Raw genomic sequence first — 11757 nt, forward strand, 5'->3', positions numbered from 1 at the left:
CGCCGCCCCGCTCACCTCCCAGCGGACCGGGCAAATGAGGACCCGGTCCGCCTCGCATGAACTCACAAGGCACCTGAATCGGAGAAAATCGACATGACCGGCAATGAGACGTGCGGCGAAACTGCGATATGGCCCAAGGCAGCGCGAGCGGTCGACTTGAAGCTCGAGGTTGCGGTCATCCCTGTTTCGGATGTTGATCGCGCCAAGCACTTCTATGGCAGTCTGGGATGGAGGCTCGACGCCGACACCGTAGGCGACGACTTTCGGGTCATCCAGTTTACACCCCCAGGCTCTCCGTGCTCGATCATCTTCGGCAAAGGGGTCACTCCCGGTCTCTATCTCGTTGTATCCGATATCGAGGCAGCGAGCGCCGAGCTTGCGGGTCGCGGGGTCGATGTGAGCGAGGTGTACCACTACGCCTCGGAAGGCCGTGTCAGCGGTCCGGACCCGGAGCGGCGCAGTTACACTTCATGGGCATCGTTCAGCGATCCAGACGGCAATGGATGGCTGTTCCAGGAGGTCACTACGCGATTGCCCGGACGGGTTGAGGGCGACACCAGCTTCGCTTCATCGAATGACCTCGCGGCCGCGCTCCGGCGTGCCGAGGCCGCACACGGCGAACATGAGAAGCGGGCGGGTGGACAGCGGGATCAGAATTGGCCGGCCTGGTACGCGGAATACATGGTGGCCGAGCAGGCCGGCAAACCGCTGCCGCTGTGAAGGGCATGCTTAGGAGGCTTTGAAACTGGCACGGTTCACCTCGCGGCTCGATCTCTTTGGAACATGGCCAACCGGTAGTGCCACACGATAAGGCGATAGCAATGCGCGACGGTTCGTGTCCTGCCCGTGCGCGCCGCAGGCCGTGTGCGATCCCGCCAAAGCTCACGTAGGCGCGAAACCAGCCCCGCTCGATTGAAACACCGGTGGGTTTCGGTTGCCCGAGCGTCGACCTAAAGCTGGTCGGGCGGAATTGTGATGCTGGGCGCCGGCGAAACTTTGATACTATAGTATTCAGATACCTAAGGATAATAAACAACCATAAAAATTTGTCGACAAATCCTCCTTGCGAACATCATTTAAAACAGGAGGTTGTTATGCTTCTCTTCCGTCCAGGTTCTTTAAGGGCAGCGGCGAGGACCGGTTCCATGTTGGTCACTGTTGGACTCGGTTTAGCGCCAATCCCAGGCGCCTGCGCCGACACCCTGCCGGGACAGCCTGGCGCCCCCTACCGGAGTATGCCGTCGCTGGCGCCGATAGGCACGCGTGTCGACCATTACCTTCCAATTCCCCAGGAAGACCTAGCTGCGGCCATCGACCCAAAGAAGGGATACCGAACCCAACAGCTGGGCCGTGGCCTCTATATGATCACCGACAACGGGTACCAGTCCATGTTCCTGGTCTACGAAACAGGCGTTGTTGTGATCGACGCCCCTCCGGCATACTCGGGCCACATCCACCAGGCTATCTCCGAGGTGACGGGTCAGCCGGTCACACACGTCGTCTACAGTCATGCGCATGTAGATCATATCGGCGGCGTAAACGACTTTGGCGGTCATCCAATTATCATCGCCCAAGAAGAGACCCTGCGACTCCTGGAACGGGCGAAGGATCCTAGGCGCCCTCTACCTACGGTCACGTTCAAAGATCACTACACACTGAAGGTCGGTAGCCAGGTTCTTGAGCTGAGCTATCCCGGCAGCAGCCCCCACGAGCCAGGGAACATCTTCATCTATGCCCCCGAACAGAAGGTCCTGATGGTGGTCGATGTGATCTTCCCTGGTTGGATGCCATGGCGTCGCTTCGCGCTTGCCAAGGACATCCCGGGTTACTTTGACCAGGTGGCGTACATCGACACATTGCCCTTCGAAACGCTCGTTGGAGGCCATGTCAATCGCGTGGGCACTCATTCCGATGTACGGACGCAGCTCGAATTTATGAATGACCTGAAGGCGGCTGCCACTGCTGCCCTAAAATCAACGAAACCGGGAGAAGAAATGGAAGCCGAGGACAAGCCCAACCCGTGGGCAATTTACGACAACTACATCGACCGCGTCGTTGTGAAATGCGTGAATGCCGTCACGCCCAAGTGGCAGTCTCGGCTCGCCGGCTATGACGTCTTCATCTGGGACCAGTGTTACGCGATGGAGCAGAGCCTTCGCATCGACTGAAATCTTGCGACCTGAATGCTCGGAGGGGTCGTCCTATAAGACGAGCCCTCTCAGGCAAATCTAATGGTTGGCGCCTCGGCGAAGGCAGTTGCAGCCGGGAAATTCCCGGTAAATTCGCGAGGAGAGGTTATCAACAAAAAGAATACGTCGCTGCCGCGCGATGTCGCGAATGACGTGGTTCGGTTCGGGTCGCGGAGTCTCGCTCACCAGGAACCGCGCCCAGATCGATCGTGCAACCTCGCGGCAACTCAAGCCGCGGTTTCACTCCGCGTGAATTCGTCAGCGTGCAATTTCACGAAGTCGTACATGCTTGTCGGCGTTCTGCCGGTGAGTTCGACGAGATCATCCGTCTGGCGATCATAGCGCCCCTGCACGTGAAGCTCGGCCATTGCTCCAAGGTGGCCCAGGAGGTGCGTCGGCACTCCAGATGCCCGTAGCGCATCCGTCCAGACCGAGAGCGGGATGTCGCGATAACGTATCGTCCGGCCGAGGACTTCCGAGAAGATCCGCGCATAGTGATGCAAATCCGCCGACTCGAATCCGGTCAAATTGTAAATTTGACCGATGTGAGGGATAGGGTCATCGAGGATCACGGAGACGGCCCGCGCCACATCAACAGACGATACGGGCGAGGTCTTGCTGTCGCCCAGCGGCAGCGCCAGCTCGTCATTGTCCCGGACGCTTGCTTTGGCAAGGCGCAAGAAGAAGCTTTCGAGAAAAACTGTCGGCCGCACAGTGACAACTGATAGCTCCGACCAGGCCAATACCTGTTCTGCGAGCCAGTGCAGCTTGTGCTGCGGGCTGTCAGTGGTTTCGGTGATGCTCATCTGTGTCACAGTCATCTGCGACATGTTCACGAACGCCTCGGCGCCGTGGTGGCGCGTCACCGCTGCGAGGTTCACAGTGGCTTCGAGATAAGCCGCCGAGATCGACATTCCGAAATAGATGCGCGAGCACCCTTCGACCGCACGGTGCACCGAGGCCAGATCGGTCAGATCGCCCAGAACAACCTCGGCCCCGAGCTGGCGCAAACCCTCGGCTCGTTCATCCTCCCGCCGTACCAAGGCTCGCACCTTATGCCCCTTGGCGAGGAGCATTCCTGTGACGTGGCGGCCGATAGCACCGATGTCCCCGGCCGCTCCGGTCACCAGGATCGAGCCCCCATGTACCGATTTCATCGTCATATCGTTTACCGTTGTTCCGCCGCCGGGAACCACAAACGCTTGAGTCCCGGCGGAGATGAGGGGGGCCGGCCATCCGTATTCCGATTGCCACACGCGCCGACGGTTTTCAGAGGGATCGGAGGGTTCTGAACGCTGCCCGAAGCTCATTGCAGAAGACCTCTGGCTGTTCCCAGGAGGCGAAATGCCCGCCTTTGTCGACCTTGTTGTAGTAGATAAGCTTGGGATACGCCTGCGCCGCCCAATTCCGTGGGATTGTACAGACCTCGTCAGGAAAGGCGCTCACGGCGACGGGTATATCGACCCCTTTCGGCGCGAAAAAGGCGAACTTGTTCTCCCAATAAATACGCGCCGAGGACGTCGCTGTATTTGTCAACCAGTAGAGAGTTATGTTGTCGAGAATATCGTCTCGCGTAAGACCACTGGGTTGTCCGTCAAAGGTGCGTGCGATGAGCTCATAACTGCGCGCGTCGTGGTCGACCAGGAACGCTGCAAGGCCGATCGGTGAATCACCGAGTCCGTACAGTGTCTGTGGGCGGTTCGCCATCTCGAGGGCGTAGCCCACACCTGTCTTGTAAAAAAAAGCCAGCTGCTCGCATGCCCGTCGTTCGTCGGCTGAGAGATCGGAGGGAAGCGGGCTGCCGGTCTGGATCGCCTTATCGATGTCTGGTGGAACCGCGAAAACCCAATTGAGGTGAATTCCGAGCAATTCCGGAGGCGCTTGCGTACCCATCACATCCGAGATCATCGCACCCCAATCGCCGCCTTGCGCCACAAACCGCGTATATCCGAGGCGCTTCATCAGCACGCCCCAGGCACGTGCCATGCGGGCGGGGTCCCAGCCGGTCGTGGTTGGCTTGCCTGAAAACCCGAAACCGGGCAGCGACGGCACCACCAGATGGAAAGCGTCCGATGCGCTCGCTCCATGCGCTGTGGGATTGGTCAGTGGATCAACAATCTTCAGTTGCTCGATGATCGAGCCGGGCCACCCGTGCGTGACGATCAGCGGCAGAGCATTCTCGTGTTTTGAACGAACGTGGATGAAATGAATGTCGAGCCCGTCGATTTCGGTAATGAATTGCGGCAACGCATTGAGCCGCGTCTCGACCTTGCGCCAGTCGTAGTCAGTTTCCCAGTAGCGCGCGAGTTTCTGGATGGTCCCGAGTTGCACGCCCTGCGAATCGTCCGCGACTGTTTCCCGGTCGGGCCAGCGGGTCGCCGCGATGCGGCGGCGAAGCTCGACGAGCTCTTCATCCGAAGCATTGAACGTGAAGGGCCGGACCGAGTCGCCGCCCGCTGCCGCGTTCAGCGGGTCAGGAAGAAGGCTAACGGCCCCGACCGCGGCTGCGGTGGCAAGAAGTTCACGTCGGGTGGACGAGAGCGGTAATGTTGACATGAAATCCTCCTCTGTCTGCTCGATCAGTTCGAGTGCGACACAGATCGACTATCGAGGGGACGCAAGTCTATCCCACTATGGTATCGGCAATACTTTCGGATAGGCCAGGCAGTGAGCAGTCAGACCGGCCCGCCGCGCGAGTCTATGCACACCTACCCGCGCGCGAGAAGGTCTGGGCTCCATCGTCTCGCGGCTTGTCCGAGAATATCTATGACGCCACCCGCCCGCCCGTCTCGCTATGATCCTGTACCCGGTGAGACGCCGACGGGCAACGAGACGCGCTGCCTTTGGCACCTCCTCGCGCGCCGTGTCCGCCCTGCTGGCCTCCACCCGTATTAGATCCGCGGCGATCGCCAACATGGCTGGGGCCGGTGCGAGGACAATGCGACCGACTACCTCGTCGGGCTGCCCAGCAACAAGGTACCCCAGCATCTCGTCGCAAAGTGGCCAACGATATCCGCACCCGCGCGCCTGTATTAGCGGCGAGCCAGACAACGGTCGATCGCATTGCGGTATCGCAAAAATTGCCCAACGCCGGCACATGCGAACGGAGGGCAATGGAGATTGACCTCTCCCGTTTTGATGCGTCGCCGGCTGACATAAGGGCTGCGATCCTGGCCGGCAGATCGACCTTGTGAATCAGCCCGCTCCATTTCTATTCACTTCAATCCGCTAAGATCCCAACTGATCATCAAATGACGCGTACCCTCGACACGTAAAGTCTCACTCGGTGCCGACGGATGATGCTAGAACGAACTGAAATATTGAGCCCCGTGGTGCGTTAGGCAATACCCATAGCAATCCGTCATGCGCTTCGATGATTGAACGGCAGATCGATAGGCCCATTCCCATCCCTCGAGATTTGGTGGTGAAAAGGGGATCGAACACCCTCTGTAAGTCCTGCGAGTCGATACCCATGCCTGTGTCAGCTACCGAAATCATGACGCCACCATCGTCGCGAAGAGTGGAACTGACGGCGAGATCCCGTGGACCCTCCACGGTATTCATGGCCTCAATCGCATTCGTGACCAGATTGAGAAGCACCTGCTGCACCTGAATTCGATCTCCCGTCACCCGCAGCGGCCGATCGATCCGTTTAACTTTGACCAATATCCGGTGGCTTTTCAGATCGTCGTTAAGCAATGCGATCACTTCTTCAATGAGGTTGTCGACGTCGAACGAAGTTCTGACGCGTTCATCCTTCCGGAAATTCGCGCGAATGCTCTCGATAACCGCAGCAGCGCGATGCCCGGCAGCGGCGATCTTCATGAACTCCGTTCTCGCCTTGTCTAGTTCGGGAACCGCGCGATCGAGCCAGCGTAAGCCAGTTTCGGACCTCGTTATCATAGCAGCAAGGGGCTGATTGACCTCGTGTGCAATCGTGGCGGCAACAGCATCGCCCGTTATCAGTCGAGCGTCGCGCTCGCGACGCTGCGCATCAATCGCGCGCTGTAGACTCTTACGCTCTTGTTGTAGCATCGCGTTCGAACGAGCGAGGCCCGCATACAGCCGTGTCATCTCTGCAAGCAATACCACCATCACAACGGTGGCAGTCACGAGCTGATAAAAACGGCCGGCATACCACGCAAGATTGAAGCGGCCGGCACTCAACACGGACGCCAGAGCCACCTCGAGCAGGAGCGCGCACAAGGCGACAACAAGCCACTGATCGAGCAGGGAATGCTGGCGGTGCCACAGCAACCAAAGAGCAATGCCGCCTAGCGACAAGACCACCACGCCACCGATCACGCGACGGAATAGACTGAGAGGATGCACGTCTACAAAGGTTATAGGCAGCAGATCTTCATGCTGCGTAACAAACCAGAACAGTCCAAGGACGAGGGCAAGAACGCCCGCGATGCTGAGGCTGATGGCATATCCGGTGAAGCGGACATCTGCCGTGCGATTGGTGTCTTTAAGCAAGGCATAGGCGATGATGGCGAGGGGCAGCCCTGAATGCCAAGACCAGTAGAGCCAGACGGCCGATTGCAATCCCGAGCCCAGGATGCCGGTCGGCGTGAACGCTCCCGGAAACGTCAGTGCATGTGCAACCACGATCAGGGCGTTGAACAGGTAGCCGCTCGCAATCGCCAAGAGTGCCCATTGCCGTAAAATGGAGAACTGGGCAAACAGAAGAGCTGCAGTGACGCAGTCGCTGACAAAAAGCGCGGCAGCGAGAGTCGGCACAAACGAGTTGATTTCCGGCAGCTTGGTGGCCGCAAACGGCCAAGTTACGAGGAGGAATAAGAGCAGGGCCAGCAGAAAAGCGCGCGCCGTGCGGCGCTGAACTTGCGTCGGCGGAATATTTGCCAGGACCTCGGGCTCGGCGCGCGAGGCCAGTGCAAACACCGGTTCCCCGCTTTCTGCCATTGGAGTCAGGGTCCGTACCAATGCAAAAGGTCGACTTCATCGAGAATGCGCGAGGGATCGATGGTTGACAAGGGAATCTGTATGCGATCAGGCCATTCTTTTTGCGAGCTTCCTGCCCCTCAGACTCCTCAGATTTTGAGAGCTTTTTCGACACAGTCGATCAACTCTTCTGTTCTAAAAGGCTTTCGAAGCAGACAGATTACGCCGAGTTCTGCCGCCTGATCATCAATGCCCGGGTTTGCACGTGCGGTGACCATAACGACAGGCACGCCGCGCGGGCGCCCCTTAAGCAGCCGGGCAAGATCAAGTCCGCTCATCCCAGGCATGTGAATGTCAGTTACGACGCATCTCCAAGACTCGCCAGCTTCCCAGGCTATGAAGTCCTCCGCAGATGCAAATCCTCGTGCACCATATCCGAGCGCACCAAGGCTATCGACGAGAGCCATACGGAATGAATCATCATCATCGACTACCGCGATTAGCAACTCTCTCGACACATCGTCCTTTCCTCGGATTTGACCAAGGCAAATAGTTGGACCTCTATTCTGGCACGCGACGTCCCCTAATAGGAACCTATACGGGAGTGTTAGCCGGCACTTGCGGCCGCGGCGTGGGGCTGATCATGTCCGCCATGCGGACCAGGTCCGCCAAGGTCCTTGCTCCCATCTTGCGCATGGCTGCGCCGCGATGAATTTTCGCTGTGATCTCGCTGATACCGAGCTCGCCAGCCACCTGCTTGTTCATCTTTCCCTCGGTCACCAGCAGCATTACCTGCTGCTCCCGTGCCGTCAGTGTTTCAAACCGCTCCCGCATTTTCGAAACTTGGCCATCGATCGCGCGGCGCTGCCGGTCGCGTTCAATGGCTGCCAACACGGCATCGAGCATGTCCTGATCTTTGAAGGGCTTTGGGAGAAAGTCCACTGCCCCGTGCTTCATCGCGCGAACTGACATGGGAATGTCACCAAATCCGGTCATCATCACGACCGGCAACCGAACACCCTGCTTTGACAGTTGAGCCTGAAAATCCAGCCCGTTCATGTCAGGCAAGCGAATATCGACGATAAGGCAGCCCGGACAATCCGGAATGGCAGCGGCGAGGAAATCCTGTGCGGCTGAATATGTCCGCGTTTCGAGCCCTATCGAAAGGAACAAGTCTGGCAACACTTCTCGCATCGACGGGTCATCGTCGACCACGTGAACGATCGAACCTGGTTCCGAGGACAGCGGCATTTCTATGGACAGTATGCCAGAAACTTCTGGGCGTGCATCATACGAAAGTGTGATGGAGCGTTCATCTTCGACCAAGCTGCGCACCCGCTCGCATCCTAAAGTCACCTCAAGCAGGTTGACCTGAATAGTGAGCCCGGTCCGTCATGCAAATCGGAGCGGGAAATCGCGTGCGTGGGGGAAACGGCAATCGCGTTATCCAGCTCATCCTTTCATATGAGCAAGCCTTCCGATCGTTGGATAGCGAATCCAGCGCAGAATCTTAGGATACCAGAAAACTACTTGAAGATGTCTTCACTAGGTGAATGCAACCGACTATTGCTCGCACCGGCGCGCTTGCATCACTGCACTGACCGTACCCCTCTGCTCCCTCACCAGGTAGCCGTTCGCCGAATTCAGGAGCTCGCCATGGATAACGAACCCAAGTGGCGCAACGCCCGTGCGATTAGGGTAGCCGCCAGTGCTATTGGCCTCTTTGCGAAGGCAGTCAAATGCCCCGTGGCAAAAGACCGATCGGGCGAGACTCAGGGCGATACCCCGGTCCCCGCCTCACGCAGCGTCCCCGAAGAGGCGATTGTCCATTTACGGCGGTGCGCTGCTTCGACACGCCGGGCCATGCGGGAGGTTGTCGGCGACTTCTCGCAAGGCGTGCAGTTGGCGAAAACTGCTGACGCCAAGTCATCTATGCCACAAGATAAGCCTGTCGTATTCGTAGTCGACGACGACGCATCCGTCCGCGAATCGCTTAGTTCGCTCATCAGCTCTGCGGGCTGGTACACGGAAATTTTCGAGTCCGCCCAGGCTTTCTTCTCTCATCCGCGACCAAATGTTCCGAACTGCTTGATCCTAGACGTCAATCTCCCGGATATCAGCGGGCTTGATCTGCAAAAACTCGTCACTGTCGAGCGGACCGACACGCCGATCATCTTCGTCACGGGATTCGGCGATGTGGCTATGGCTGTTAGCGCGATGAAAGCGGGCGCATTTGAGTTCCTGATGAAACCCGTCCACTCCAACGCGTTGCTGACTTCCATCGACGAGGCGCTGGAGCGCAGCAGAACCGCACTCGAGTTTGAATTGGAGTTGAGTCGGCTCCAAGATCGCTACGCATCGCTCAGCTGCCGCGAGCAGGAGGTCATGGCGCTGGTCGTCACCGGCCTCCTGAACAAGCAAGTGGGTTTTGAGCTCGGCATCAGCGAACCCACAGTGAAGGCTCACCGGAGCCAAGTCATGCGAAAGATGAAGGCCCGCTCACTTCCACATCTAGTGAATATGGCGCAATGCTTGGCCTTGTATGAGAGAGCTACACTCGCTGAGACGTTTGGGTCATTCTGAGGGAGTAACCACCTTTGGAAGGCCCAACTGCTAACCCTGGTTTGTAGCGTGGGCCAAGTCAAAGGTATCGGCGATACTATCGTACAGTCGATTTCGCGCCGCCCTTTCTGCAGCTTGGATTTCACCCCCAAGCATTCATCGCACCGATTTAACAAAGCGATCGGAAGGAGAATCAATTGAAAAGCGATCAAAAGGTAGCCGTCATCACCGGAGCGTCGCGCGGCATCGGCGCGGCACTCGTCAACGCATATCGCAGTCGGAAGTACCGCGTGGTCGCAACAGCGCGGTCGATCGAGCGGTCGGACGACCACGACATCCTGATCGTGCCCGGCGACATCGCCGATCCCAAGACGGCCGAGCTCGTCATCGCCGCAGGAGTGGATCGGTTCGGACGGATCGACACGCTCATCAATAACGCCGGTATCTTTATCTCTAAGCCGTTCACCCGCTACACCGAGGAGGACTTCGTGGCGACCCTGGGTGTCAACATGGCTGGGTTCTTTCACATCACTCAGCGAACGGTCGCCGAAATGGAGAAGAAAGGCAGCGGCCATATCGTGCAGGTTACGACGAGCTTGGTCGCTCATCCAAATACGGCCGTCCCAGCGGCGCTCGCCGTGCTGACAAAGGGTGGATTGAACGCCGCGACCAGATCGCTTGCCATCGAGTATGCTAGCCGCGGCATTCGGGTGAACGCGGTCTCGCCCGGCGTCATCAAAACGCCGATGCATCCTGTCGAGACGCACGAAGGGCTGGGAGGCCTTCACCCCGTCGGGCGGATGGGCGAAATCGCCGACGTCGTCGAAGCAATTCTCTACCTGGAATCGGCGGCCTTTGTGACAGGAGTCATCCTCCACGTAGATGGCGGGCAAAGTGCCGGCCACTAAGAAATGACTTTTGCGCATCCACCTTCATCAAGAGACAAGAACATGCCTATTGTTACCATTCAAGTAACCCGAGAAGGGACCAAGTCAGGAACAACATCCGTCACGAGGGAGGAGAAGGCGGCGCTGATCAAGGGCGCGAGCGAACTCCTGCGCGATGTCCTGAACAAGCCCTTCGACTCGACTTTCGTCATCATCGAGGAGATCGAGACAGACAACTGGGGCTGGGGTGGCTTGCCGACGCTCGACTACCGGCTCGTGCGCGCGGCGACCCGAAGCTGATCCCGCTGATCGAGGCCGGGACTGGACTGTCGAGGAACGGAGAGGCGCGGTGGGGGTTGGCGCTCCGTCTAATCCGCGGAATCTACGCACCGGCTCACCGTATGGATGCTCGGCATTACGGAAGGCATTGACCCGCGCCTAGTAATCCAAAGGTATCGCCAAGACCTTCGTGTAATTGCTTTCGGCCCGGCGCCGGACAAATCTGGCCGAGCATCTGAACACGCAACCAAAGGAGGCAAAGATGAGCGCCATTCTGGCGAGCAGTGAAGCCGCGACCAAAATCCCGAAGGCGCGCGCAATCGACATGAAGCTTGAGGTCGCTGTGATCCCCGTTGCCGATATCGATCGCGCCAAGAACTTCTATTGCAATTTGGGCTGGCGGATCGATGCGGACTTTGTCCGGAGTGACGGCTCTCGAGCCGTCCAACTCACACCCCCAGGCTCGCCATCATCGATACATCTCGGCGAAGAGGCTGTCCTTTTTCTCGTCGTCTCCGACATCGAGGCAGCGCGCGCCGAACTCGCGGAGCATGGTGTCAAGGTCACTGAGGTATTCCATCGAGGCAACGCAGGTCCGGTCGGCGGCCTAGCTCCCGACCGGGCAAGCTATGGCTCGCTGGCCTCCTTCAGCGATCCGGATGGCAACCGGTGGCTGCTCCAAGAGGTCACCGCTCGATTGCCAGGGCGCGTCGACTCGAATGTTACGATGTTCACGTCGCCAGCTGAGCTTGCGGCTGCAATGCAGCGTGCGGCGGTTGCGCATGGCGAGCATGAGGCGCGAAATGGCGGCCAGCGCGATGAGAACTGGCCCGCATGGTATAGCGAATATATGGTCGCCGAGCAGGCAGGCAAGCCGCTTCCCTTATGAGAGCGGCGATGCCTTGCTGGTCGCAGCCTTTGCCACCGACGGGCTG

General features: G+C 58.5%; 11 protein-coding genes. 6 read left to right on the forward strand and 5 right to left on the reverse strand.

Annotated elements, in window-relative coordinates; translation table 11 throughout:
• The first annotated feature begins 93 nt into the window (after window positions 1-93).
• Complete coding sequence (locus AC04SH_RS01380; protein WP_488573656.1) at window positions 94-720, forward strand: VOC family protein; 627 nt, start codon at window positions 94-96, stop codon at window positions 718-720.
• 425 nt (window positions 721-1145) lie between these two features.
• The gene (locus AC04SH_RS01385) at window positions 1146-2168 is read left to right on the forward strand and encodes an MBL fold metallo-hydrolase (protein WP_488573657.1); all 1023 of its coding nucleotides are present in this window, start codon (window positions 1146-1148) and stop codon (window positions 2166-2168) included.
• A gap of 248 nt (window positions 2169-2416) precedes the next feature.
• Here AC04SH_RS01385 and AC04SH_RS01390 read toward each other — a convergent pair whose 3' ends face one another.
• The 5 genes from AC04SH_RS01390 to AC04SH_RS01410 form a co-directional block, all read right to left on the reverse strand.
• Window positions 2417-3499: an NmrA family NAD(P)-binding protein gene (locus AC04SH_RS01390; protein WP_488573658.1), complete on the reverse strand. Its 1083-nt coding sequence runs from the start codon at window positions 3497-3499 to the stop codon at window positions 2417-2419.
• The gene (locus AC04SH_RS01395) at window positions 3459-4745 is read right to left on the reverse strand and encodes an epoxide hydrolase family protein (protein ID WP_488573659.1); all 1287 of its coding nucleotides are present in this window, start codon (window positions 4743-4745) and stop codon (window positions 3459-3461) included. Before AC04SH_RS01395 ends, AC04SH_RS01390 begins: the two co-directional genes overlap by 41 nt.
• Window positions 4746-5468: 723 nt before the next feature.
• Window positions 5469-7115: an MASE4 domain-containing protein gene (locus AC04SH_RS01400; protein WP_488573660.1), complete on the reverse strand. Its 1647-nt coding sequence runs from the start codon at window positions 7113-7115 to the stop codon at window positions 5469-5471.
• Window positions 7116-7243: 128 nt separating this feature from the next.
• On the reverse strand, window positions 7244-7612 hold the full coding sequence (locus AC04SH_RS01405) for a response regulator transcription factor (RefSeq protein ID WP_488573661.1): 369 nt from the start codon (window positions 7610-7612) through the stop codon (window positions 7244-7246).
• Between the two features lie 76 nt (window positions 7613-7688).
• Window positions 7689-8345, reverse strand: coding sequence for a response regulator transcription factor (locus tag AC04SH_RS01410; RefSeq protein ID WP_488573891.1), 657 nt, complete (start codon window positions 8343-8345; stop codon window positions 7689-7691).
• 405 nt (window positions 8346-8750) lie between these two features.
• On the opposite strand from AC04SH_RS01410, the gene AC04SH_RS01415 reads away from it, so the two are divergent.
• From AC04SH_RS01415 to AC04SH_RS01430, 4 genes are all read left to right on the forward strand, one after another.
• Window positions 8751-9677 (forward strand): response regulator transcription factor, encoded by a 927-nt coding sequence (locus AC04SH_RS01415; protein ID WP_488573662.1) that lies wholly within the window; start codon window positions 8751-8753, stop codon window positions 9675-9677.
• A gap of 176 nt (window positions 9678-9853) precedes the next feature.
• The gene (locus tag AC04SH_RS01420) at window positions 9854-10564 is read left to right on the forward strand and encodes an SDR family NAD(P)-dependent oxidoreductase (RefSeq protein WP_488573663.1); all 711 of its coding nucleotides are present in this window, start codon (window positions 9854-9856) and stop codon (window positions 10562-10564) included.
• Between the two features lie 42 nt (window positions 10565-10606).
• Window positions 10607-10843 carry a tautomerase family protein gene (locus tag AC04SH_RS01425; protein WP_488573664.1) on the forward strand — a complete coding sequence of 79 codons (237 nt, stop codon included), beginning with the start codon at window positions 10607-10609 and terminating at the stop codon, window positions 10841-10843.
• Between the two features lie 241 nt (window positions 10844-11084).
• Window positions 11085-11711 carry a VOC family protein gene (locus AC04SH_RS01430; RefSeq protein WP_488573665.1) on the forward strand — a complete coding sequence of 209 codons (627 nt, stop codon included), beginning with the start codon at window positions 11085-11087 and terminating at the stop codon, window positions 11709-11711.
• The last annotated feature ends 46 nt before the right edge of the window (window positions 11712-11757 follow it).

This window comes from Mesorhizobium sp. CNPSo 4688 (assembly GCF_057784295.1).

Excerpts from the sequence above, each read along its gene's own strand:
- AC04SH_RS01400 (WP_488573660.1), bottom strand. The coding sequence starts at position 7,115 with ATGGCAGAAAGCGGGGAACCGGTGTTTGCACTGGCCTCGCGCGCCGAG.
- AC04SH_RS01385 (WP_488573657.1), top strand. The coding sequence starts at position 1,146 with ATGTTGGTCACTGTTGGACTCGGTTTAGCGCCAATCCCAGGCGCCTGC.
- AC04SH_RS01425 (WP_488573664.1), top strand. The coding sequence starts at position 10,607 with ATGCCTATTGTTACCATTCAAGTAACCCGAGAAGGGACCAAGTCAGGA.
- AC04SH_RS01390 (WP_488573658.1), bottom strand. The coding sequence starts at position 3,499 with ATGAGCTTCGGGCAGCGTTCAGAACCCTCCGATCCCTCTGAAAACCGT.
- AC04SH_RS01430 (WP_488573665.1), top strand. The coding sequence starts at position 11,085 with ATGAGCGCCATTCTGGCGAGCAGTGAAGCCGCGACCAAAATCCCGAAG.
- AC04SH_RS01380 (WP_488573656.1), top strand. The coding sequence starts at position 94 with ATGACCGGCAATGAGACGTGCGGCGAAACTGCGATATGGCCCAAGGCA.
- AC04SH_RS01410 (WP_488573891.1), bottom strand. The coding sequence starts at position 8,345 with ATGCCGCTGTCCTCGGAACCAGGTTCGATCGTTCACGTGGTCGACGAT.
- AC04SH_RS01415 (WP_488573662.1), top strand. The coding sequence starts at position 8,751 with ATGGATAACGAACCCAAGTGGCGCAACGCCCGTGCGATTAGGGTAGCC.
- AC04SH_RS01395 (WP_488573659.1), bottom strand. The coding sequence starts at position 4,745 with ATGTCAACATTACCGCTCTCGTCCACCCGACGTGAACTTCTTGCCACC.